We start from the raw sequence: 23,921 nt of genomic DNA on the forward strand, positions 1-23,921 counted from the left end.
GTCTCAGGGAAAACGTCTGGTCCGGCGCCGGCGCATGGCCGGCGCCGTCTGACCGCATAACCCTGAGGACTGATCAATGGCTGGCCTGACCGTCAATGGACACATCGTCGACATCGATGCCGACCCGCAGACGCCTCTGCTCTGGGTTCTGAGGGAACATCTGGGCCTGACCGGCACCAAATACGGTTGCGGCGCGGGTCTCTGCGGGGCCTGCACGGTTCACCTCGACGGCGAGGCGGCCTTTGCCTGCCAGGTGCCGCTGGACGCGGCCACAGGCCGTGCCGTGACCACGATCGAGGGCCTGTCGCCCACGGGCGAGCATGCGCTGCAACGCGCCTGGGTCGCCGAACAGGTGCCGCAATGCGGCTATTGCCAGTCCGGCCAGATCATGCAGGCGGCAGCTCTGCTCAGCGCCAATCCGCGGCCGGCGCGTGCGGACATCGTCGACACGATGTCCGCCAATCTGTGCCGGTGCGGCACCTATCTGCGGATCGTGAAAGCCATCGAACGCGCGGCAGAGGAGGGCTGAGCCCATGACCATCACCGCCAGCATGACGCGCCGTGGCTTCCTTCGCGGCACCGGCGCGCTGACCTTCGCCGTTCTGGCCGATGGCGCGATCCGGGTGTTCCGACATGACGCGCAGGTGCAGGCGCAGGGCCCGACCGCTACCCCGGCGCCGGTCAATGCCTGGGTCAGCATCGCGCCGGATGACGCGGTCACGATCCGTTTCGCCGCGACCGAAATGGGGCAGGGGGTCATGACATCGCTGCCGATGATCCTGGCCGAGGAACTCGATGCCGACTGGTCCCGGGTCAGCGTGGCACAGGTCGATCAGGGCGATCCGGCGATCTATGGCAATCCCAAGACCGGGGGCATCCTGTTCACGGCAGGCAGTTCCTCGGTCGAGGGATATTTCGACGTCATGCGGCGTGCCGGCGCCGGCGCGCGGCGGATCCTGATCCATTCCGCCGCGGCGGCCTGGGATCTGCCGCCGGCCGAACTGGCCACCGAGGCCGGCGCGGTCGTGTACCGGCCCGGTAATCGTCGCCTCAGCTTCGGGCAGATCGCGGCTCTGCCGCGCCTTGTCACCGAGGTGCCCCCGATCACCGATGCCGATCTGAAACCGCGTGCCGCCTATCGCCTGATCGGCACCGATCCGGGCCGCCGCGATATCCCGGCCAAGACCCGGGGGGAGACGGTCTATTCGATCGATGTCCGCCTGCCCGACATGGCCTATGCCGTTCTGCTGCATGCGCCGGTGGAGGGGGAGGCGCCGGCGACGGTCGACGACGCTGCCGCGCGGCGTGTGCCGGGGGTGATCGACATCATGACGCTGCCCGGCGCGGTGGCGGTGGTCGCGACACGCTGGGAGACAGCCCTTCAGGCCCGCGATCTGCTCGACGCGACATGGACGACGACATCCCCGTTCCGCGATGCCGACAGCGTGGCCGATCTGGCGGCGGAGGTCGCGGCCGTTCGCGATCCCGCGCGGCCCGGCACCGCCTGGGAAACCCGCGGCGACGTGGTGGCCGGCTTAAGTGCCGAGGGCGTGCGGGTGGTCGAGGCGGTCTACACGACCGAGCATGTCTATCACGCGCAGATGGAACCGCTGGCCGCGGTTGCCGCGGTCGATCCCGATGGCCGGGGCGCCGAGGTGTGGCTTGGCACCCAGAGCCAGACGCTGTCCATCGCCGCCGCCGCCCAGACATTGGCGACGACGCCCGATCGCATCCGCTTTCACGCCATGCAGATGGGCGGCGGATTCGGACGCCGGACATTCTTTGCCCGCGATGTTCTGCGCGACGCGCTGTTGCTGTCCAAGGCGGTCAAACGGCCGGTCAAGCTGATGTGGACGCGCGAGGATGACGTGAAGAACGGCTGGTTGCGGCCGGCGACCGCCCACAAGCTTGAGGCGGCGCTTGATGGCGACGGGCGGGTCGTGGCCCTGCGCCATCGCGTCGCCAGCCCCTCGATCCTGGCCTTCGCGGCGCCGCCGCGTTGGGCGTCGGCCAATAACCGCGATCTCCTGGTGATGGAAGGCACCGAGAGTCACGACTATGACATCCCGGATTTTCTGGCCGAACATATCATATCCGAGCGGCGCGCGCGGGTGTCGGCCTGGCGGGGCATCGGTTGGGGCGCGAACTGTTTCGTCCGCGAAGCCTTCATCGACGAACTGGCCGAGGCCGCCGGGGAGGGCCCGGTCGCGTTCCGCCAGCGGCTTCTGGCCGGCAGCCCGCGCGGACGCGCGGTTCTCGATGCGGTCGTGGCCATGTCCGGTTTCGGTCGGGCGCCGCAGGGCCGCGCCCACGGGCTGGCCTTCGCCGGCTACAAGACCACGCTGGGGGCCGGTGTCGCCGAGATTTCGCTCGACCGTTCCTCCGGCCGCATCCGCGTGCACCGCTTCTGGGCAGCGGTCGACCCCGGCCTTGCGATCCACCCGAAGAATCTTGAGGCGCAGACCGAAGGCGGCATCGTGTTCGGCTTGTCGGGCCTGCTGAAGGAACGCATCACCATCGCCGGCGGTGAAATCGACCAGAACAATTTCTACGATTACGAACCGATCCGCATGAACGAGGTGCCCGAGATCGCCATCCGGATCGTTCCGTCGGACGCGGCCCCCTCAGGGGCGGGCGAGATCGGGGTGCCGATGACGGGTGCCGCCGTCGCCAACGCCGTCTTTCGGCTGACCGGCAAGCGGATCCGCGACATGCCGTTCACGCCTGAGCGGGTGACGGCATTGATGCAGGCATAGGCCGGGGCAGGCCGGCGGCGAGTCATGAGATTCAGGCCGGCGGCGCCGTGCAGGCGGTTGCCGGCCCCAACTGCCCCACGCGCCGGGCGATGGTGTTGGCGCGACCCTGGATATAGCGGGTGGGCTCGCCCGCCGACCAGCGGCGCGGATTGGGCAGCACGGCGGCCAGCAGGGCCGCCTCTCGGGATGTGAGGGCTGCGGCGGGCTTGTCGAAATGGGTCTGGGCCGCTGCCTCCGCGCCGTAAAGGCCCGGCCCCCATTCGGCCACGTTCACATAAAGCTCGACGATTCGCCATTTCGGCCAGGCCAGTTCGATCGCATAGGCCAGCGGCACTTCAAGTGCCTTGCGCAGAAATCCGCCGCCCGGCCACAGGAACAGGTTTCGGGCGGTCTGCATGCTGATCGTGCTGGCGCCGCGCAGGGCCTTGCCGCCGCGCCAGTCGTCGATCGCCACCTGCACCGCCGGCCAGTCGACCGCGCTGTGGTTGCAGAAATTATTGTCCTCGGCAGCGATGGCCGATTGCGGCAGGCTGCGCGCAATCTCGTCCAGCCCGCGCGGGCGATAATCGATCCGACCTTCATCGATCAGGCGGATCAGCATCAGCGGGGTGGCCGGCGGATCAACCCAGCGATAGGCGACCAGCATCGCCGCCCATACCGCCAGCACGGTCAGCAGAACCGCGCGCAGAATCCGCCACAGGCGGTGAAGCACGGGGTGCAACTGGCGGCGCAGCCATGTTGCCAGCGGCTTCGGCGCAGGGTCGGACATCTTCCTCCAGATCGGCAGCAGGAACCGCAGAGACGGAAATCGTGGCCCAGAATGCCGCAGCCGGGCGCCGGCGTCGAGCCCCGGGCAGAGCGCGCGCATGCCCGCGACCGGATCTGCCGTAAGTCTTGCGTAAACCCGGGTTGATCTGTGCATGATTGGTGACTTCCGGTTCTGGTTGCCACGGGTCATGGTCGGGCCTGTCTCCACGACCGGCCCCCGCGCACCGGGTGTGTCGGAGTGTCCCCGCAGACCAAGGAAACATCCAGATGCAGCGTTTCAGAACCCGTGCCACCACCGATGGTGCCGCTGTGGCGCGTCTGACCGCCCTGCATCGCCGGCTGCTCGCCGGTGCCGCCGCGACGGTGATGGTATGGGCGGCAGCACCGGCAGAACGGCCGGCCCATGCGGCCGAGGTGCCGGCCGATGGCGGCGACACCACCCTGCGCCTGGAACGTCTGTCGGATCTGCCGACCACCGTGCGTCTGGCCGTGGGCAAGGCCCGGCTGGTCGAAACCGGCGGGCCGGGCGTGCGCAGCCGCAGCCAGGGCTGGACCTTCGCGAATGACGGCCTGGTCCTGTCGGAAGGCGATGGCGTGCGGATGGCTGGCGACAGGGTGGAGAACAGCGCCGGCGCGGTGATCCTGGGCCGTCGGGGCGTGGTGCTGGGCAGTGTCGATGCCATGGGCATGCTGTCGGTGGACAATGCCGGCACCATCCTTGGCGCCGGTGGCCCGGGTGTGCGGATCACCGGAGAGGCCGCGCGGCTGGTCAATCACCAGGATGCGCTGATCGGTGGCATCGACGGCCGGGCAGCCATGCTGCGCGGTGGCGGAGCCCGTGTGGACAATCAGGGATACATCACCTCGTCCAGCCATGTCGGCCTGAAGATGACCGCCGATGATGATGCGTTGCTGGAGAATGGCCAGACCGGCCTCATCGTCGGCACCGGTCGCGGTGCGGTTGTGGATGGCCATGCCGTCACGGTGGTCAATGACGGCGCCATTGCCGGCGCCCGGCCGGATGACGATCAGGATGGTGCTGCGCGCGACGCGCTTGGACTGCTGGCGCGCGGCGATCAGGTGGTGGTCGTGAACAGGGCGACCGGGCTGATCGTCGGCGACGATCAGGGGCTGCGTGCCCTGTCGGATCGGGGCGTGCTGATCGATAATGCCGGCGTCATCCGTGGGCTGGATGGGGATGGCGGCGACGGCACCATCCGTCTGGTCAATCGCGACACCGGGGTGGTGACGGGCGGCAACGGCACTGTCCTGACGGGGGCCGCGGTCGAGATCGACAATGCCGGCGCGTTCCTGGCTCCGGACAGTATTTCACAGCCGGTGCTGTCGGTTTTCGACAGCGACGAGACCCGGATCATCAATCGTCTCGGCGGGGCGATCGACGGGAGCGGCGTCGGCATCGACGTGACCGGCGGCGATGTCGAACTGATCAATGACGGCTTTATCAGATCCGGCATCCCGGATGACAACGGGCTTGGCGGCCTGGACATCGCGGTGCTGATCACCGATGCCGAGGACGTGCTGATCGAGAATGACGGCCGGATCGAAGGTGCCGGCGGGATCGCGGTCTTTACCGCCGACGAGGTCGAGATCACCAATGACAGCGCCGGTGAGATCCATGCCGGATATGGCAATGCGGTCACGGTCGAGGCAGATATCGTCCGGATCGGCAATGAGGGCCTGATCCGGAGCGTGTTCGAGACGGGTGTGGAGGTGGTCGCCGGCGCGTCGGGGCTGGTCGAGAACACCGGCGTGATCCTTGGTGGGGAAACCGGCGTCTTCGGTGCCGCCGATGAGATGATCATCCGCAATCAGGGCGTCATCACCGCCGGCATCGAGAATGACGACGACCGGGATCCGGTGGCCGTGGATCTGACCGGCGGCACCGTGACACTGGTGAACGACGATGGCGGCGTGGTGTCGGGCGACACCGGCGCGCTGCTCTATGGCGCCGACCGTGCCGCGATCGACAATGCCGGGCTGATCACCGGCGCCGATGTCTTCAGCGACGGGATGGTGTCGGTGACCAATCGGGCCGGCGGCACGATCGCGGGCGACAGCCCGGGCCTGCTGGCGACGGCGCCGGTGGTCGAGGTCACCAATGGCGGCACGATCGCAAGTGCCGATACGGCGGCGATCGATATCGACGCGCCGGACCGGGCCATGGTGCACAATACCGCCACCGGCCTCGTGTCGGCTGCCGCCGCGCCGGCGGTGCAGATCCGTGCCGGCAGTACCCGCGTGGTCAACGACGGGCGGGTCACCGGCGCCAGCGGCTTCCTGATCGATGGCGACGCGATGCTGACCAACACCGCCAGCGGCACGATCGAGACCGTCGACACCGCCGTCTTCGTGACCGGTGCGGCCACGGTGGTCAATGCCGGGCGGATCATCACCGGGGCCGGCGTGGTTCCGGCCGATGTGCCGGATGCAGCCGTGGCGGTGGGCAGCGGCGGCAGCATCACCAATCTGGAGGGTGGCGTGATCCTGAACCGGCATTGGGCCGGTGTTTCGGTGACTGACGGGACGGGCGTGGACGATCCGGCGGATCGCGAGACCGTGATCGGGAATGCCGGTCTGATCGGGTCGGAAGGGCCGGGGATCGGGCTTAGGGTTCAGGTCGCGGGCGGGGTGACATTGTCCAATGCCCGGAGCGGCACGATTGCCGCGGCGCGCGCGCGCGGGGTTGCGGTCCGGGCCGACAGGATCGCCGTCGAGAATGCCGGCACGATCGTCGGCGAGGGTGGTGAGGGCGTTCTCCTGGTCGCCGCAGACGAGGCCATGCTCGACAATGCCGGCACCATCATCGGCGGCGTGTTCGACACCGCAGAGCAGTTGCAGTCGGGCGTCTCTGCCGAGGGCGGCAATCTCAATGTCGTCAACCGTGAGGGCGGCGTCATCGCCGGCGAGACGATCGGTATCGGCCTGCTGGCCCGCGAGGTCGCCGCGATCGAGAATGCCGGCTTTACCAACGGCATCTTCGTGCAGGGTGGTGATGTTGCCCTGCTGACCAATGCCGCGTCGGGCGTCGTGGCGGCGGATGACTTCAATAGTCTGGTCGGGGACGAAGTCGCCGTCGACAATGCCGGCATCATCAGTGGCGGCGAGATGGGCCTGATCATTCAGGGCGGGACGGCCGGGATCGTCAATACCGGCCGGATCGATGGCGCGGCCGGCGCGGGCATCGTGAGTGCGGCGACAGACACCACAAGCATTGTAAACGCCGGCACCATCACCGGGGCCCTGGTTGGCGTTGCTGTCGACGGCATGGTCGCCATCGACAATGCCGGCACCATCTCGGCCGGCGGTACGGCCATCTCTGCCGCTGGCGGCACGGTGATCAACCGCGCGGACGGAGAGATTGCCGGCCTCGTTGCGATCTCGGCCAGTGGTGACGATGTCGGCATCGTCAATGTCGGCGGTTTGATCGAGGGCGAAGCGGTCGCCATTGCCGTCGAGGGCGACGGCACGTTCGTGGATAATCGTGCCGGGGCCGAGATCACCGCCGAAGGCGATACGATCTATCTGATGGGGGACGCGCTGATCGTCAATGCCGGGTCCATCCGGTCGACCGGCGCGGTCGCGGTCATCGTCGAAGGCGACGCCGTGGTCGACAATGCAGAGGGCGGCGTCATCGAAGCCGCGGGGCCGGCGATGATCCTGGCGGGGGTGACCTCGCTGACCAATGCCGGGCGGATTTCCTCGATCGATCCCACATCTGATGGTGACGACGACGACGGGGTGGCGGTCCTGGCCGGCAGTGGCGGACTGATCGTCAATACCGGGGTGATCGAGAGCGGCGCCGGTGCGGTGTTGATCGGTGACGTCGACACCGTAACCGACCCGGCGGAGCTGGAGACGGCCATCGCCAATGACGGCCTGATCCGGGCTCATGGCGAGGGCACCGCGCTCGGCGCCGATGTCGAGGGCGCGGTCGCGGTTGCCAATTCGAACACGATCGCGGCGGAAGACGGACCGGCGATCGACCTCGTGGCGGCCGATATCCTGCTCGGCAATGGCGGCACGATCGCAAGCGAAGGCGGCACCGGCGCCAGCCTCGCGGCCGATATCGTGTCGGTGTCGAACGCCGCCGGGGCGCTGATCGGCGGTGGCGATATCGGTCTCGCCATTCAGGGCGGGCGCGTCGATGTCGCCAATGGCGGTGTGATCGCTGGTGCCGGTGCCGGGCTGGCGGTTATCGGTGATGTGGTGACGGTCGACAACCAGGGCGAGATATCGGGCGAGACCGGTGTGGTGCTGCGCGGGGCCCCGGATGGCGAAGGGGATGGCGCAGCGTCAGAGCTGACCCTGGTCAATCGCGGCACGATCGATGGCGGCGTGGTCTTCCAGGGCGGGGATGTCAATTCTGCCGATATCGGCGGCAGGGTGGCGGCGGACGAGGCTGGCAGGGCCGTGGTCTTCGCAGATGGCGCCAGCACGCGCGATCTGATCGTGGAGACCGGCGCCGTGATCGGCGGCGATATCCTGGCCGGCACCGATAACACGCTGGAACAGGCGCGGCTGCGACAGGACAGCGTGGCCGTGTTCAGTGGCGCCGGCCGGTTCGAACACGATCTTCAGGGCTTCGGCCTGATCGACAAGACCGGCGCCGGCACCTGGCGTCTCGATGGCGATCTGCTGGCGGCGGCCTTTGATATCACCGGCGGCGGTGTGGCGCTGAATGGCCAGTATACCGGTGACCGGTTGAGCGTTGGCGGCGCCGGCACGCTGTCGGGCACTGGTCGGATCACCGGCGATCTGATCAATGCCGGGACGGTGGCACCGGGCAATTCGATCGGCACGCTGACGGTTGCCGGCGATTATACCCAGACCAGCGCCGGCACATTGGCGATGGAATACGCCGATGACGGCGCCGGCGGCGCGTTGACCGATCAACTGGTGGTGAGTGGTGCCGCCGATATCCAGGGCGGCACCCTGGCGCTGACCTCGTTCGACGGATCGACCCCGCGCTATGCCAGCGCCACGCTGCTGACCGCCGCGGGCGGCGTGACCGGCGGTTTCGACCGGGTGGAGACCGATCGTGCCGGCCTGTTGGGCGGGGTGCTGATCGAGGGTGACGTGATCTCGCTCCGGCTGGTCGATTCCGCCAATGGCTTCCGGGCGCTGGCCGAAACCGAGACCGCCCGTGGCGTTGCCGGCGTGCTTGAGGCCCAGGCCCTGACGGCGACCGGCGACCGCGATGTGCTGCTGACCCGGCTTGCCGCTCTGGATGATGCCGGTGCCGCGGCCGCGCTGGGCGATCTGGCCGGCACCGAATATGCCGGCCATTGGCGGTATCTGCGCAGCACCGGCCGGGCCTTTGTCGATGGCGCGACGCATGCGGGCGCCGCCGGCCATCGGGGGCCCTGGATCACCGGTTTCGGCAATGCCGGCCGCACCAGCGGCGAGGATGCGGTGGGCGATGTCCGCTGGCGCAGCGCCGGCACCGCCGTCGGCATCGACTTCGCGGTGGGCGAGGATGCCCGTCTGGGGCTTGCGGCGGGTGTTACCGACGGCCGGATGTCGGCCCGCGACCGTGATACCGGCATCGACACCACCGGCTGGCATGTCGGCGCCTATGGCGCGGTGCCGGCGGGGCCGGTGATGCTGGATGCGGCGGTGGCCTTCACCCGCGCCAGTTCCGACGCCAGACGCAGCATCGGCGGCATCGGCCGGACGGCATCCGGCAGCTTCGACACCGACCAGATCACCGCCAGCGTCGGGGTGTCGACCGATATCGTCGTACCTGGGGCAAAGCCCGGCACGCCGGAGGCTGCGGCCGGCGCGCCGGCCTGGACGGTGACGCCGATGCTGCGGCTGACCTTCGATCATCAGCGCAGCGATGACGTGACCGAGGCCGGCGCGGGTGCCGCCTCGCTGCGGGTGGAGGGTGCGACGGTGCAGGGGCTGGAAGCCTTTGCCGGGCTGCGCTTCGGCGCCAGCTTCGGCGATGCCGCTGCCGGTGACGTCGTGGTCCGGCCCAGCTTCACCCTGGGCATCGGCCAGGAACTGCTCGACCGCGACAACAGCCTGATGGCCGGTTTCGCCGGTGATCCGGCAAACCGGTTCAAGGTGAACGGCGTGTCGCAGGGCCGCACCACCGGCCGCTTCGGCGCCGAGGTGGCGGTGGACGTGGTGGCCGGGGTGACGATCGGTGCCGCCTATGCCGGCAGCATCGACCAGACCGGCGACGATCACCGCCTGACGGCGGGCCTGCGTCTGTCCTGGTGAGGCACCGGTTGACCGGGTGAGGGGCTGGTCGATCGGGTGAGGGAACCGGTCAGTCCGCCGCGGCCTTGGCGGCCGCGGCGGCGCGGCGCGCCAGCGGGAAGATCGCGCAGGTGGTGGTGGCATGGGCATAGAGCTTGCCCGCCGCATCGGTCAGGGTCGCCTCGGCGGTGGCGAAGCTGCGGCCGACATGGATCACCTTGCCCTCGGCGCGCATGCGGCCGGTCTGGGCGGTGACCGCGCGCAGATAGTTCACCTTGATCTCGACCGTGGTATAGGCGCTGCCGGCGGCGAGCGTGCTGTGCACGGCGCAGCCCAGCGCGCTGTCGAGCATGGCGGCGATCCAGCCGCCATGAACCGTGCCGATCGGGTTGTAATGGTCGACCAGCGGCGTGCCCGCGAACACCGCGCGGCCATGTTCGACCGCTTCCGGATCGAAATTCAGCGTCGCGCCGATCGGGGGCCGGGGCAGGGCGCCTGAAATCAGGCGCTGAAGCATCTCAAGCCCGCTCAATCCCTCGATCTGCTCGATGCTGGCGACGCCGACATTGCGGCTGTCGGTGGTGTCGGCGGCGGCGGCGGCGATTTCGGTGGTCATGGCGGGGCGGGCTCCACTGGCAGCTTGTCGGTCGTTATAGGTGTATATACACTGAAAATCACGATATCGCAGTGCGGTATGCCCGGCAAGCACCCACAGGACAGGCATCGATGCCCACGCCACCATCCGATCGGGCGGCATCCTCCCTCGGCACCAGCCACCCGGGGACGCCCGCCCACCGCACCTCGCGCCTGATGCCCTGCACATGCCAGAGCCTGCGCAAGGCGGCCCGGCAGGTGACGCGGCTCTATGACGGCATGTTGCAGCCATCCGGATTGCGGCTGACCCAGTTCTCGGTGCTGGCGGCACTGCGCCTGGACGGCGCGATGCCGTTGACCCGACTGGCCGATCTGCTGGTGGTGGAGCGCACCACCTTGACCCGTAACCTGAAGCCGCTGGAGCGCGCCGGGCTGATCGAGACCCGCCCCGACGACAATGATGGCCGCCGCCGGGTGCTGGCGATCACCACGGACGGCCGGGCCGCGTTCCGGTCGGCCCTGCCGTTGTGGCAGGCGGCTCAGGATGCGGTCGCGGGCCGGCTCGGCGCGGACTTGCAGGCGCGGATGATGGCGGATCTGGCGGTGGTGATCAGGGCCTGCGATCGGCCTGCGTGACCATATTGGCGTGAGTACGAATTTTATATGCATAATTTAGCACTTAATGTAACCATGACCATGGGATGGCTGAACCGGGGAAGGTTGCGATGGTGTGGAACCGGGTTGCGATGGTGGCCGCGTTGTGGGCGATGGCGGGCTGCGCCGGCGGCCCGGACAAAGGGGCCGACGTCCCGGCGCCGATGACCGCGCGCGAGGCGTTCATGCTGGATGGCGCGATCAGGCCCGACCTGATCTATCCGGAGCCCGTGCCCCTGTCGCCAGCGGCTTTTCCGCAGGGCCGGGTGCCGGTGAAGGCGATATTCGACCAGGCTGCCGATCTGGCGCGATGCGAGCCCGGTCGCCTGAAGCCGGCCGAGCGACAGCAGGTGCTGGACCAGTTGAACCATGTTCGTGCCCTGCATCGGCTACCGCCGGTGCGCTATGAACCGGCCGATGACCGGCTGACCACCGCTGCCGCTCTGATCATGGCGGCCAACGACACGTTAACCCATACGCCCACACCCGCCATGCTGTGCTGGACAGTTGAGGGTGCTGAGGGCGCTGACGTGAGCAATCTGGGCAAGGAGCGGGACTGGACCGATATGGGCGACGCCGTCCCCAATGTCCGGCCATCTGGCGTGGCAAACTGGCTGGTCGATCAAGATGTGACGATCCTTGGCCATCGGCGCTGGTTGCTGATGCCGGCGCTGGACAGCGTGTCCTATGGCCGGACGATCGGCAATCCACCCGGCCCGCCGACCAACCGGCAGGTTTCGGCCGAGGCCATCCGCGTCACCGGCCGCCGTCAGGACATCAGCCGTCTGGGCACCGAGGTGATCGCCTATCCGATTGGCGATTATCCGCGACAGTTGTTTCCCTCGGATGATGTGGCGCTGTCGGTGAGCATCCTGGCTGATCGCAGCCCGCATGGCGGCAATGGCCGTGGCGTGGTCGATTTCGACCGGGCGTTGATCCGGGTGATGGGGCCGGATGGTGTGGCGCTGCCGGTGCGTGATGTCGGCCAGGATTATGAGCCGTTCGGCCTCGCCAATGTTCTGTACTGGAAGCTCAGCGGTGTGCAGCCAGGGGTTCGGTATCAGGTGGAGATCCGCGACATCCGGGTGCATGGCGTGTCGCGGGCGGTGGCCTATCCGTTCCGGCTGATCGCGACCGGGGCGCCGGTGTCCGGGGGATGACGGCCCCGCCATCCCAGACAGGCTGATGGCCGGTCAGATGCGACCCATGCCGGCGAAGGCGTGACGCATGCCGGCTTCCAGGGCATCGAAGGCGGCGCCGCGCGCCCGGCTTGCACGGTGCAGATGCAGCCCGTGGGCAGGCAGGGGCGGCAGGCGCCAATCGGCGCCGATCTCGCGCAGGCTGGGGGTCAGGCGGCGGCGATCGATCACCCCCACCGCCAGACCGGCTTCGATGCAGGCATCGACCGCGGCATTTGACGGGCTGATCAGCACCGGCCGCCAGGGCCGGCCCATGGCGGCCAGCGCCTGCGCCGCGGCCTGCCGGTACGGGCAGCCGGCGTCATAGAGGGCCAACGGCAACGGGGTGGCATCCCGGCCGGCCTGGGCCGCATCATCGGGCGGCGTCGGCGGCAGGTGGCGGGCGCCGGCCCAAACCGGATCGATCCGGGCATTGGCGCCGTCCCCCGCCACAAGCGGGGCCACCATCACCGCCATGTCCAGCCGGCCGGCGGCAAAGATCTCGGCCAGCCGGCCGCTGGGTGCGGTCTCGACCGTGAGTTCAATACCTGGATGGTCGGCGGTCACCATCGCCAGCGCATCGCCGATGATCCGGGCGGCATATTCGTCGGGCAGCCCCAGGCGGATCAGCGGCCCCTGGCCGCTGCCGCGATCCAGCCGGCGCAGGATACGGTCGTTCAGCGCCAGCAGCGCCTCGGCATCGGCCAGCAGCGCATCGCCCGCCGGCGTCAGCGCCACATGGCGGTTGTCGCGATCCAGCAGTCGCGCGCCCACCAGATCTTCCAGCCGTCGGACCTGCATGCTGACCGATGCCGGGCTGCGGCCCAGATGATCGGCGGCCGCCTTGAACCGGCCCAGCCTGGCGACGCTGCGGAAACACCGCAGCAATTCCGGGTCGATGGTGGGGGTCATCTTCAAAAATCCTGAATAATAGATCCATATCATGATGGGTTTACTGAAGCATGGCAACCCGCGAGGCTGGGGCATCATCGATGTCCATCCCCTCGTGAAAGCCTCGTTCATGCCTGTCCACCCCAATCTGACCGCGATCTCGGGACTGGCGGCGATGTCCGGAGCCCTGGCGCTTGAAGCCGGGCTGGTGATCGCCTGGAGTTCGGGATTCGTCGGCGCCCGGCTGTCGACAGATCTGGCGGTGCCGGTGTTCGTCATCCAGACATGGCGCCTCGTGATCGCCAGCCTGTTGCTGGCCATGCTGCCGCAGGTGCGGCGGGCCTTGCGCGGCAGCGGCTTACGGCAACTGGGCCGTCATGCGCTGACCGGGCTGCTGGCGATCGCTGGATATCTGGCGGGGATCGTGGGCGCGATCGCGGCCGGGATGCCGGCCGGGACCGTGGCCCTGATCGCGGCCCTGCAACCTCTGGTCATCGCCGGCCTGACGGCCATCCGCGCACGGCACCTGCCGTCGCCGCGGCTGATGATCGGGCTGGGGCTGGGGATGGCCGGGGTGGCGGTGACATTGGGCGGCGATGTCGTGTCGGCTGCCGGTCTGTCGGGTGGTCAGCCGGTTCTGGGCGGTGCGCTGGCGGTCGGCGGCATGCTGTCGCTGGTGGTGGCGACGCTCAGATCCACGGGCAGAGACAGCATGCCGGCCATGGCGTCGCTGGCCGTGCAGTCGGCCGCGGCGGCCGTGGCCTTCGCGGTGGTGGTGGTGATCGGTGACGGCGCGGCGGCCCTGTTCCCGCGCCCCACCCCTGGCATTCTGGTCAGCGTCGCCTGGTTGGTGGTGATCTCCACCTTTGGCGGCTATGGCCTGTACTGGGTGTGTCTTGCCCGCAGTTCGGCGCTCAGGATCAGTTGCCTGTTGTGGCTGACCCCGCCGGTGACCAGCCTGTGGGCCTGGGCGATGTTCGGCGAGGTGCCGGGGATACAGGCCGTGGCGGGGCTGGCCTTGTGTCTCGCCGGCATGGCACTTACCGCTCCTCGATCTCGATCCACTTGTGTTCCACCTTCGGCTTGTAGGCGGCGAAGCGCTCGATAAGCCGGGCAGGGTCGGTGTCGACCAGAAGCATGTCCAGATGCTGCGGCTTCATGAAGCCGCGTTGGGCGACATGGTGCAGAAAGGTCAGCAGCGGCTGATAGAAACCGTCGACGTCGAGCAGGCCCACGGGCTTGGCATGGCTGCCCAACTGCGCCCATGTCCAGACCTCGAACAACTCCTCGAAGGTGCCGATGCCGCCGGGCAGGGCGATGAAGCCGTCGGACAGATCGGCCATCATCGCCTTGCGTTCATGCATCGACCCCACCACCCGAAGCTCGGTGAGGCCGCGATGACCGACCTCGCGGTCTTCCAGCGCTTGCGGGATCACCCCGATCGCGGTGCCGCCCGCGCTCATCACCGCATCGGCCACCTGGCCCATCAGGCCGACGCGGCCGCCGCCATAGATCAGCCCCAGATCGCGGGCGACCAGTTCACGGCCAAGCCGCCGTGCGCCTTCGGTGAAGGCCGGATTATCGCCGGGGTTGGAGCCGCAGAAGACGCAAAGCCGGTTCATAGTCTCTCCTCAATATGCCGAAGGCTGCGGAAAGCGGCCTCCAGGGGCCCCGGTGCTGCGCATATTGTGCCGGTATGCGAAACAAAAGGGCTAAAATCGGGTCCGTCGACCGTCCGGGCCGATTTTCCGCTCAGGTTGATGGCGCCAGACGTGCTACATCGAGCATGTGGGGATGATAACATCTCATCATCAAGGCGTCGTGACAGCCGGGCCGCCAAGCCTTGGCTGACGGTGGGAACCCGGCGGGGGCACGACCGGGGAATGCGTTGCGGGCCGGTTGGCTCCACATGCCTTGACGACACCCATGATCAGGTTTTAGGGGAGGAACCGATCCATGCGTATCTTCGCGTCGCTCGCCATCGTCGCGGGCATCTTTACGGCTGGCGCCGCCATGGCCGCCGATCCGGTGGTGATCAAGTTCAGCCACGTGGTGGCGGACGCGACCCCCAAGGGTCAGGGCGCGCTGATGTTCCAGAAGCTCGTGGCGGAACGCCTGGGCGACAAGGTGAAGGTCGAGGTCTATCCGAACTCGCAGCTGTTCGGGGACGGCAAGGAAATGGAGGCGCTGGCGCTGGGCGACGTTCAGCTGATCGCGCCGTCGCTGTCTAAGTTCGACCGCTACACCAAGAAGCTCCAGGTCTTCGACCTGCCGTTCCTGTTTGATGACATCGCCGCCGTCGACCGGTTCCAGGCGACCGACATCGGCCGCGGGCTGCTGCGGTCGATGGAGGACAAGGGCTTCATCGGTCTCGGCTACTGGCATAACGGCATGAAGCAGATGTCGGCCAACAAGCCGCTGCGCATGCCCGAAGACGCCAAGGGCCTGAAGTTCCGCATTCAGGCCTCGGACGTGCTGCTGGCGCAGTTCGAAGTGCTGGGTGCGAACCCGCAGAAGATGGCCTTCGCCGAGGTCTATCAGGCGCTGCAGACCGGTGCCATCGACGGCGCCGAGAACCCGTATTCGAACCTGTACAGCCAGAAGTTCTTCGAGGTTCAGAAGTACATCACCGAGAGCAATCACGGTGTGCTCGACTATATGGTCGTCACCAATGCCGATTTCTGGAACGGTCTGCCCGGTGATGTCCGCGGCCAGCTTGAGACGATCATGGACGAGGTGACGGTCGCCGTGAACAAAATGGCGAACGACATCAACGAGCGTGACAAGAAGCGGATCGCCGACAGCGGCTCGTCGGAAATCCTCACCCTTACCCGCGACGAGGTCTCGGCCTGGCGCACCGCGATGAAGCCGGTCTGGGCCAAGTTCGAGGGCGATATCGGCCGCGACGTGATCGATGCGGCCCAGGCCGCCAATCCGGCGAGCTGACCGGCCGGATCGCGGAAACCCTGTAACGGATGATGGCCATGATCAGCCGCATCTGGGGCCGGCTGGAGGAGGGCGTGATCGCCTCCCTCCTGGCCGCAATGACGCTGCTCACCTTCGCTCAGGTGGTGCTGCGCTATGTGTTCAACAGCGGGATGGTCTGGGCGCTGGAGGCGACCTTCTATCTCTTCGCCTGGCTGATCATGGTCGGCATCGCGTATTGCGTGCGGGTGCATGCCCATATCGGCATCGATCTGATCGTGAAGATGCTGCCGGCGGTGCCGCGGCGCACGGTCGGGCTGATCGCGATCGCGCTCTCGATCCTGTATGCCGTGCTGATGGCCTGGGGATCGTGGAACTATACCGAACGCATGATGATGCTGGGCATCGAGGCCGAGGATATCCCGGTCGAGCGCTGGATGCTGTCGATCATCCTGCCGATCGGCTTCGCGCTGCTGGGTGTGCGGCTGCTTGAACAGGGCTGGCTGGTCGCGACCGGCCGGGCCGAAGGCTTCCAGCTTGCCGATGAGGTGGCCGAGGCCATGGTGCTGGACGCGCGCGGCAAGACACCCGGCACCGAGGACACCGGACCCGGCAGGGGAGGCCATGGCCGATGACCACAGCCTTCCTGTTCGTGGTGCTGTTCGCCTTTCTGATCATCGGCATGCCGATCGCCATATCGCTGGGGCTGGCCAGCATTCTGACGATCATGCTGTTCGCCAATGACAGCCTGGCGTCGCTGGCGCTGAAATTCTTCCAGACCGCCGAACTCTACACCCTGCTGGCCATACCGTTCTTCGTGCTGGCCGGCGCCTTCATGACCACCGGTGGCGTCGCCCGGCGGATGATCGATTTCGCGGTGGCCTGTACCGGCCATATGTATGGCGGTCTGGCGATCGCGTCGGTTTTCGCCTGCATGCTGTTCGCGGCCGTCTCGGGGTCGTCGCCGGCAACCGTGGTGGCGGTGGGGTCCATCGTCATCGCCGGCATGGTCAAGGCCGGCTATACCCAGAGCTTCGCCGCCGGCGTGGTCTGCAATGCCGGCACGCTGGGCATTCTGATCCCGCCATCGCTGGTGATGGTGGTCTATGCGGCCGCCACCGAAAGCTCGGTCGGCCGGCTGTTCATGGCCGGCGTCATCCCCGGCATTCTGCTGGGCGCGATGCTGGCGACCGCGATCTATATCTCTGCCCGTATCCGCAAGATCCCCCGCCAGCCGCGTGCGCCGATGCATGAAGTGCTGCGCACCGGGCGCGAGGCGCTGTGGGGCCTGCTGCTGATCGTGATCATCATGGGCGGCATCTATGGCGGCATCTTCACCCCCACCGAGGCGGCGGCGGTGTCGGCGGTCTATGCGGCGGGGGTGGCGCTGTTCATCTATCGCGACCTGCGGTTCACCGACGTGCCGAGGGTGCTGGTCGATGCGTCGAAGGTGACGGTGATGCTGCTGTTCATCATCGCCAACGCTTTCCTGTTCGCCCATGTGCTGACCACCGAGCAGATCCCGCAATCCATCGCCCGCGGCATCACCGAGGCCGGCCTGCAGCCCTGGCAGTTCCTGCTGGTGGTGAACATCATCCTGCTGGTTGCCGGCAACTTCATGGAACCGTCTGCGATCATCCTGATCCTGGCGCCGATCCTGTTCCCGATCGCCGTGGGGCTGGGCATCGATCCGGTCCATTTCGGCATCATCATGGTGGTGAACATGGAAATCGGCATGGTGACGCCACCGGTGGGGCTGAACCTGTTCGTGACATCGGGCATCACCGGCATGCCGGTGATGAGCGTGGTGCGGGCGGCATGGCCGTGGCTGATGATCCTGATCGCCTTCCTGATCATCATCACCTATATCCCCGCGGTGTCGCTGTGGCTGCCGAACACCCTGTTCGGAAACGCCGCGGTCGGCTGATCGCGCCGGCAGGCTGCACACAAAGCCCGCACGTCGCACACAGAAGAATGGCCGTCGCCCGGTGATCGGGCGGCGGCCATTCTTCTGTGGAGGCAGCGCCGGCCTATGCGGAGGCGGCGCGGGCAATCAGGCGCGCCAGAACGGCTTCGCCACCTCTTGCGCCGCATCGACCGGGTCGATGCCAAGGTCATGGAGCAGGTGGGCATCCAGATCGGCCAGGGCGCGGCGCTGCTGCGCGCGCGCGATCCAGGTGCCGATCAGGCGGATCAGAGCGGACATCCGATCGTCGGGCGCCTTTACGGTGGCGCCGGCGCGGACGGGGGGCATAACGGCTCCCGCGCAGACAGGGGCGCGGTGCCGCAGGGTCACGACGGTCATCTTCGTCATCTCCGGCTGGGGCTTTTTGGGGGGAGAGGGCCGGGGGAAGGCAGGCTGCCCTCCGACAACGGGCCGGCTGGCAAGGCTGATCATCGCGGCCGGGCGGATTGCGCGCAAACGAGGCTTTCTCGTACACTCCCTTAGGAAATCTATTCGTGGGTCACGGGACGGGAGAGCGGCACACAGAGGCCCCCCGTCCCCGTTGAATGTCGTATGCATGTCCCGGAAGCTGCCGCCCCTGAACGGCCTGCGCGCCTTTGAAGCCGCGGCGCGTTATTCAAGCTTCGCGCGCGCCGCCGAAGAGCTGAACGTGACACCGGCCGCCGTCAGCCATCAGATCAAGGGGCTGGAGGCGCATCTGGGCGTGACGCTGTTCCGGCGGCTGCCCAACGGCCTGCTGCTGACCGCCGCCGGCCATGCCTATCTGCCCGGGCTGACCGAGGGCTTCGACCGTATCGCCCGCTCCACCACAGAATTGCGTGGCCGGGGGCTGGCCGGCCGGCTGACGGTGAGCGTGCTGTCATCATTCGCCGGCCTGTGGCTGGCGCCCAGGCTGGCCCGGTTCCGTGATGCCTATCCCGATATCGAACTGTTCCTCAGAAGCGAAACCCGGATCGTCGACTTTGCGCGTGAGGCGGTGGATCTGGCGATCCGCTATGTGCCGGAGGTGTTGCCGCCGCTGGTCGGCGAGCGCCTGCTGGACGAGACCTTGAGCCCGGTGCTGAGCCCGGTTCTGCTGGAACGCGCAGGCCCCGTCGCCGATGCCGCCGCCCTGCTGGCGATGCCGTTGATCCATGATGCCGACGTGACCGGCGCGGATGTGTCGAATTCGTGGCGACGGTTCTTCGAGGTGGCAAAGGTCGTGATGCCGGCCGATCTGGAACAGGGACTGTTGATCAACGATACCGGGGTGGCGGTGGCCGCCGCCGTTGCCGGCCAGGGCGTGGTGCTGGGGCGCAGCGTTCTGGTCGCCGATCATCTGGCGGCGGGGCGGCTGGTGCGGCCGCTTTCGGTTCAGATGACGGCGGCCCAGGCCTATCATGTCGTGACCACCGAGGCCGGGCGCGCCGATCCACGGATCGCCGCCTTCATCGACTGGCTGCGCGAGGAAGCGATGATCGGGCTGGTGTCGCGTCGCGATTGATGCCGGATATCCGCACGCCCGGCACCTCATGCTTTTCCGGAGACCACCTGTCATGGCCAAGAGCAGATCCATTGCCGGTGCGTGGCGCCGCCACGCCGCAGCCCTGCTGATGCTGGCCCCGCTGCTGGCGATCACCGCATCGCCGGCGGCGGCGGCTGACGCTGCGGTCGACGGAAGGCCGGCCGATCTGGACCCGGCCACGGTGCATCCGGCCTGTTTCGACGATCTGGTGTCGCAGGCCTATAGCGGCGAGGCCAGCGTCGAGCGGGTGCTGTTGACCAACTGCCCGGGCGGCGATGCCCCGACCCGCAGCTATCGCGACCGGCGGATCTATGAACGGCCGCGCGACACCAGCCAGGGCGAGAGCTTTGCCACCGGCTGGGTGGCCAGCCGGTTCGTCGGCACCTTCGATGGCGGCCGGCTGGTCTATGAGCTGATCGACAATGGTGGCGGCACCGGCGCCTTTTCCATGCTGCTGTCGGGCCGGCTCAAGACCGGCGCCGAGGGACCGATGCTGGTCGATCTGGTGCTGGCACCGGCGGGCGATCGCTGCACCGGCGGCATCGATACTGCCGTGGCCGTCGACGACCGGTTGATGGACGTCGCCCAGTGGGTGACGCCGTTCGACGTGGTGTCGCTGATCCTGGATCTGGAACCCGAACAGGCACCGGATGGCGTGACCGCGGCGCTTGGTGACGAGGCCGCACAGGCGGTGCCGGGATGTGCTGCCTGCTGTGTCGGCACGGTGGTGCTGCGCCTCGACGCCGCCAGCCTGAAGCCCCATGCCGGCGCCCAGACCGATCTGCCGGTGGCGGGCGAAAGCCTGCACATGACCTATGACGGTATCGGCGAGTATGACGACGGGGCGAGTGTCTGTCTGGCGAAGGTTGTTGGCGCCAGGGCGGCAGATGGTCCTGATCCGTCAGCGGATCCCGGGCGCGCGTCGAATGCCGGCACCGGCGCCGGCCTGGTGGGTGGCAGCATGGCCGATGACAATCCGGATGCCCGGGACGATATCAGAATTCCCCTGGAAGATCTGGCGGCGCTGCGCGAGCCCCTGCTCGCCTGCATCCGGGACAAAGAACACAAAAAATAAGGAATACATGGCATGCATGTGAGACATGTGCGTATGGCCATGTGAAATACATTGACACCTGCCGGCTCATGCGGAGAATTGGCATCGTGGTGGCAAAAGGACACGCACGATGATCGAGATCAAAGGCCTGACCAAGCGTTTCAGCGGCTATGACGCGCTGGTCGATATCGACCTGAACGTCCGTGACGGCGAGCTTGTGGCCCTGCTCGGACCATCGGGGTCGGGTAAGACCACGCTGTTGCGGATCATCGCGGGGCTGGAAACGGCCGACCGGGGTACGATCCGGTTCGGCGGCGAGGATGCCGGCCGGCTGGGCGCGCGGGAGCGCAAGGTCGGTTTCGTGTTCCAGCATTACGCGCTGTTCCGGCATATGTCGGTGTTCGACAATGTCGCCTTCGGGCTGACCGTGCGCCCGCGCCGCGACCGTCCGGGCCGGGCCGAGATCGCCGAGCGGGTGTCGGCGCTGCTGCGCATGGTGCAGTTGGAAAGCCTGGCCGACCGCTTCCCCAACCAGTTGTCGGGCGGCCAGCGCCAGCGCGTGGCATTGGCGCGGGCGTTGGCGATCGAGCCCCGGGTACTGCTGCTGGATGAGCCCTTCGGCGCTCTGGATGCCAAGGTGCGCAAGGATCTGCGCCGCTGGCTGCGCCGGCTGCACGACGATCTGGGCCTGACCGGCGTGTTCGTGACCCATGACCAGGAAGAGGCGCTGGAGGTCGCCGACCGGGTGGTGGTGATGTCACAGGGCCGGATCGAGCAGATCGGCACCCCGGCCGAGGTTTATGATCGCCCGGCGACCGCCTTCGTCTATCAGTTCTTCGGCAACGTCAACACGCTGCCGGTGACGGTGGCCGGCGGGCGGCTCAGGATTGCCGGCAGCCAGGGCGCTGCGGCATCGTTGCCTTTGCCGCTGGGGCTTGAGGCGACCCGCGCCGAGGACGGCACGCTGTATGTTCGCCCTCATGATCTGGCGATCCTGCCCGCCGGCACCGGTGATGCGATGCCCGCCACCGTCCGCCATCTGGTCGCTTTCGGCCCGTCGGTGCGGGTGGAACTGGACGTGGCCGGGCTGGACGTGATCGAGGCGGAACTGCCGCGCGACGAGGCCGACGCCCTGGCCCTTGCCCCCGGCCAGCCGGTGGCGCTTCAGATCCGCCGGGGGCGGTTGTTTTTCGACAACGACACCGGCTGGGATGTCGGCGTGACCGAACCGGTTGCGGCTTGAGAAGCGAGTCGGCCGGCCGATCCGGATCATAGCCATGGACAAAGCCCCTGCCAGTCTGCGGGGGGCTTTCGCTCAGGCTCTGACTGATTCTGACTGAAGGGCTCGGGCCATCAGTCGTTTTGATCCGGGGCGTGAGGCGTTCGGTCCGGCTTATGAGCGCGCCCGTGAACCACCGCCGGTATAACGGATGCGATCGTTGCGCCGGCGAGGATCGTGGCAAGGGTCGTATGGCCGGCATCGGCGGCGAAAAGCGCCGCGATCACAAAGAAGACGCTGAGGGCAATGCCGCCATAGAGCCCGGCCCGTGCATAAATGATATCCGCGCGGAGGCCGTCGCTATCGATCGCGTGGCGGTGAGCCTGCTCCTTTTCGGCCCAGGAAACGATCCTTGCGGCAGCACCGGGAACAATGTCTTCGTACTGCGCCAGAATGTCCGGCGGCGGCAGCGGCCCGGATATGGCGACATGCTGTTCATGCTGTGCAATGACCAGACGCAGTTCGCCGCTGTCGGCGACCGATCTGGGTACACGGACGCTGACGGCATCGCCATCATCTCCCGGGCTGACCACGGAATCCTGCTGGTTGCCGACCTGAGACGCCGCAATCGGGGCTGACGCATTGTCGTCAGGACACGTCATGTCAGCGACGACGCTTTTCTGCGCGGATCGCAGACCACAGATCGCCGCCGATCCGGTGCCAATCGCCTGTCAATGCCTGCTGATCGCTTAGACGGCGGCGGGAACGTGCCGGTCTGCCGAGCGCTGCTGAAAAGACAAAGGACGGTGAGGCAAGGCCGTCCAGCAGGCCATGCAGAAAGTGACCACCGGCCCGTGCGCCGCGCTTGATAGCTGTTGCCATTGTCGCATCGATCCTGCATGGGGGCTCTCGCCCCGGGTGGTACGCGACGGTTCAACGTCAGGCCCCCACTGAGCGTCCGTCTCGTAGGATATATCAGGTGCCTGCGCCCACAATCAAACCCGCTTTTGCAGCCAGGCTTCCGCGCCGCGGCCCAGGTTGAGGGCGGCGATGTCGCCCTTCAGCTCGGTGACCAGCAGGCGGTCGACCTCGTCGTCGAGATATTGCGACAGCCAGCCGCGGACCATTTCGGCCGTGGCCTCAAGGTCCAGCAGCCAGGCGTTTTCCATGGCATGGGCATGGGCCACCGATGCCAGCGCCTTGTGCAGCCGGTCATAGCTCTGGCCCTCGGCCCTGAGATCGTATGTCACCAGATAGACGGCCATCGGCGGTGCGATCCCCTGTCATGGCGGTCATCCATCGCGCGGGCAGGTTTTGCCGGCCGGTGCCGCATTCTCTCTTAAGATGACGTTCAGGGGTCACATGTCAAAGGGCAAACCCCCGGCTGCGGGCTGCCGCCGGTGTCTGTCGCCATGATCCCCGGTCACCGTGGCTCGCTGCGGTCCTCGATCCGGTCCTCGATCGCGCGGCCCGACAGCAGCCAGCCGCGCCGGAGATCGTCGATATGCCGGGCCATCCAGCGTGACGCCTCGTCGGGATCATGCGCGCTCAGGGCGGCGAAGATCGCGCGATGCGCTTCCAGATTGCGGCGGGGCGCCTGCTTCACCTGCTGGCCCAGCGCGACATAGGGCCGGAACAGAAGCTGGCCGATCGGCTCACGCGACAGCATCAGGGCCCGGTTTCCGGAAAAGGCGGCCAGCATGGTGTGGAAGGCGGTGTCGAGGCCGTCGCCGGGTTCCTCGGCATCGACCGCCTGGGCCATCTCGGCGATATTGGCCTCCAGCGCCACGAGCTGGGCATCGGTGATGTGAACAGCGGCAAGCGATGCCGCCAACGGTTCCAGCGCCCGCGCCACCTCCCACAATTCCTTGAACTTGACGTCGTGCATCAACAGCGCACGTTCCATGCGCGGTGAGATGTCGGCCTCGCCCGGAATCGCGATCAGCAGGCGCTTGCGGCCCTCGCGGCGTAGCAGGCCCTCGCTTTCAAGCTGACGGATGCCCTCGCGGACGGTCGAGCGGTTGACGCCGAAGCGCGATGCCAGATCGGTCTCGCTCGGAAGCTGCTCGCCCGGCTTCAACAGACCGTCGACGATCAGGCGCTGAAGCTCTTTCGACACGACCTGATAGGCGGGGGGGATCTTCAGTTTGGCGATTTCCAGCATGGGGACGTCCAGCTTCCGGA

At 67.5% G+C, this 23,921-nt stretch carries 21 protein-coding genes; 12 read left to right on the forward strand and 9 right to left on the reverse strand.

Going from position 1 to position 23,921, the window contains the following annotated elements; translation table 11 throughout:
• The first annotated feature begins 76 nt into the window (after positions 1-76).
• Positions 77-529 carry a (2Fe-2S)-binding protein gene (locus IEW15_RS09540; protein WP_188577202.1) on the forward strand — a complete coding sequence of 151 codons (453 nt, stop codon included), beginning with the start codon at positions 77-79 and terminating at the stop codon, positions 527-529.
• A 4-nt stretch (positions 530-533) separates the two neighbouring features.
• Positions 534-2,756 (forward strand): xanthine dehydrogenase family protein molybdopterin-binding subunit, encoded by a 2,223-nt coding sequence (locus IEW15_RS09545; RefSeq protein ID WP_188577204.1) that lies wholly within the window; start codon positions 534-536, stop codon positions 2,754-2,756.
• Positions 2,757-2,787: 31 nt separating this feature from the next.
• On the opposite strand, the gene mtgA is transcribed toward IEW15_RS09545, so the two are convergent.
• Positions 2,788-3,525, reverse strand: coding sequence for a monofunctional biosynthetic peptidoglycan transglycosylase (gene mtgA, locus IEW15_RS09550; protein ID WP_188577206.1), 738 nt, complete (start codon positions 3,523-3,525; stop codon positions 2,788-2,790).
• 266 nt (positions 3,526-3,791) lie between these two features.
• On the opposite strand from mtgA, the gene IEW15_RS09555 reads away from it, so the two are divergent.
• Complete coding sequence (locus tag IEW15_RS09555) at positions 3,792-9,773, forward strand: autotransporter domain-containing protein (protein ID WP_188577208.1); 5,982 nt, start codon at positions 3,792-3,794, stop codon at positions 9,771-9,773.
• A 49-nt stretch (positions 9,774-9,822) separates the two neighbouring features.
• On the opposite strand, the gene IEW15_RS09560 is transcribed toward IEW15_RS09555, so the two are convergent.
• Positions 9,823-10,368, reverse strand: coding sequence for a PaaI family thioesterase (locus IEW15_RS09560; protein ID WP_188577209.1), 546 nt, complete (start codon positions 10,366-10,368; stop codon positions 9,823-9,825).
• A gap of 110 nt (positions 10,369-10,478) precedes the next feature.
• Between IEW15_RS09560 and IEW15_RS09565 the strand changes: the two genes are divergently transcribed.
• A complete protein-coding gene (locus IEW15_RS09565) occupies positions 10,479-10,982 on the forward strand; it encodes a MarR family winged helix-turn-helix transcriptional regulator (protein WP_229707967.1) in 504 nt (167 codons plus the stop codon).
• 65 nt (positions 10,983-11,047) lie between these two features.
• A complete protein-coding gene (locus tag IEW15_RS09570) occupies positions 11,048-12,160 on the forward strand; it encodes a CAP domain-containing protein (protein WP_188577211.1) in 1,113 nt (370 codons plus the stop codon).
• A gap of 33 nt (positions 12,161-12,193) precedes the next feature.
• Here IEW15_RS09570 and IEW15_RS09575 read toward each other — a convergent pair whose 3' ends face one another.
• Entirely contained in the window at positions 12,194-13,090 is an 897-nt protein-coding gene (locus tag IEW15_RS09575; protein ID WP_188577213.1) for a LysR family transcriptional regulator, read from the reverse strand.
• Between the two features lie 31 nt (positions 13,091-13,121).
• Here IEW15_RS09575 and IEW15_RS09580 point away from each other — a divergent pair, with 31 nt between their 5' ends.
• Positions 13,122-14,177 (forward strand): DMT family transporter, encoded by a 1,056-nt coding sequence (locus IEW15_RS09580; RefSeq protein WP_188577215.1) that lies wholly within the window; start codon positions 13,122-13,124, stop codon positions 14,175-14,177.
• On the opposite strand, the gene IEW15_RS09585 is transcribed toward IEW15_RS09580, so the two are convergent.
• Positions 14,110-14,691: an LOG family protein gene (locus IEW15_RS09585; protein WP_188577217.1), complete on the reverse strand. Its 582-nt coding sequence runs from the start codon at positions 14,689-14,691 to the stop codon at positions 14,110-14,112. The two genes, IEW15_RS09580 and IEW15_RS09585, sit on opposite strands and share 68 nt — an antisense overlap.
• Before the next feature lie 334 nt (positions 14,692-15,025).
• Here IEW15_RS09585 and IEW15_RS09590 point away from each other — a divergent pair, with 334 nt between their 5' ends.
• The 3 genes from IEW15_RS09590 to IEW15_RS09600 are packed head-to-tail and all read left to right on the forward strand — an operon-like array spanning position 15,026 to position 17,921.
• Complete coding sequence (locus IEW15_RS09590; protein WP_188577219.1) at positions 15,026-16,015, forward strand: TRAP transporter substrate-binding protein; 990 nt, start codon at positions 15,026-15,028, stop codon at positions 16,013-16,015.
• 29 nt (positions 16,016-16,044) lie between these two features.
• A complete protein-coding gene (locus tag IEW15_RS09595) occupies positions 16,045-16,629 on the forward strand; it encodes a TRAP transporter small permease (protein ID WP_229707968.1) in 585 nt (194 codons plus the stop codon).
• Positions 16,626-17,921 carry a TRAP transporter large permease gene (locus IEW15_RS09600; protein WP_188577221.1) on the forward strand — a complete coding sequence of 432 codons (1,296 nt, stop codon included), beginning with the start codon at positions 16,626-16,628 and terminating at the stop codon, positions 17,919-17,921. Before IEW15_RS09595 ends, IEW15_RS09600 begins: the two co-directional genes overlap by 4 nt.
• A 126-nt stretch (positions 17,922-18,047) precedes the next feature.
• Here the strand turns inward: IEW15_RS09600 and IEW15_RS09605 are convergent, their stop codons facing one another.
• Positions 18,048-18,299: a DUF1127 domain-containing protein gene (locus IEW15_RS09605; RefSeq protein WP_229707969.1), complete on the reverse strand. Its 252-nt coding sequence runs from the start codon at positions 18,297-18,299 to the stop codon at positions 18,048-18,050.
• Positions 18,300-18,516: 217 nt separating this feature from the next.
• Between IEW15_RS09605 and gcvA the strand changes: the two genes are divergently transcribed.
• The 3 genes from gcvA to IEW15_RS09620 all read left to right on the forward strand — a co-directional run bounded on the left by gcvA (position 18,517) and on the right by IEW15_RS09620 (position 21,761).
• Complete coding sequence (gene gcvA / locus IEW15_RS09610) at positions 18,517-19,443, forward strand: transcriptional regulator GcvA (protein WP_188577223.1); 927 nt, start codon at positions 18,517-18,519, stop codon at positions 19,441-19,443.
• 52 nt (positions 19,444-19,495) lie between these two features.
• The gene (locus IEW15_RS09615; protein WP_188577225.1) at positions 19,496-20,539 is read left to right on the forward strand and encodes a hypothetical protein; all 1,044 of its coding nucleotides are present in this window, start codon (positions 19,496-19,498) and stop codon (positions 20,537-20,539) included.
• Between the two features lie 109 nt (positions 20,540-20,648).
• Positions 20,649-21,761, forward strand: coding sequence for a sulfate/molybdate ABC transporter ATP-binding protein (locus tag IEW15_RS09620; protein WP_188577227.1), 1,113 nt, complete (start codon positions 20,649-20,651; stop codon positions 21,759-21,761).
• Between the two features lie 110 nt (positions 21,762-21,871).
• Here the strand turns inward: IEW15_RS09620 and IEW15_RS09625 are convergent, their stop codons facing one another.
• The 4 genes from IEW15_RS09625 to IEW15_RS09640 form a co-directional block, all read right to left on the reverse strand.
• A complete protein-coding gene (locus IEW15_RS09625; RefSeq protein WP_188577229.1) occupies positions 21,872-22,399 on the reverse strand; it encodes a DUF2335 domain-containing protein in 528 nt (175 codons plus the stop codon).
• Between the two features lies 1 nt (position 22,400).
• Complete coding sequence (locus tag IEW15_RS09630; RefSeq protein ID WP_188577230.1) at positions 22,401-22,619, reverse strand: hypothetical protein; 219 nt, start codon at positions 22,617-22,619, stop codon at positions 22,401-22,403.
• Between the two features lie 113 nt (positions 22,620-22,732).
• Complete coding sequence (locus IEW15_RS09635; protein ID WP_188577232.1) at positions 22,733-23,002, reverse strand: hypothetical protein; 270 nt, start codon at positions 23,000-23,002, stop codon at positions 22,733-22,735.
• A gap of 158 nt (positions 23,003-23,160) precedes the next feature.
• The gene (locus tag IEW15_RS09640; RefSeq protein ID WP_188577234.1) at positions 23,161-23,901 is read right to left on the reverse strand and encodes a FadR/GntR family transcriptional regulator; all 741 of its coding nucleotides are present in this window, start codon (positions 23,899-23,901) and stop codon (positions 23,161-23,163) included.
• Positions 23,902-23,921: the final 20 nt, after the last annotated feature.

This window comes from Tistrella bauzanensis (genome assembly GCF_014636235.1).
In the GTDB taxonomy this organism is placed as follows: Bacteria; Pseudomonadota; Alphaproteobacteria; order Tistrellales; family Tistrellaceae; genus Tistrella; species Tistrella bauzanensis.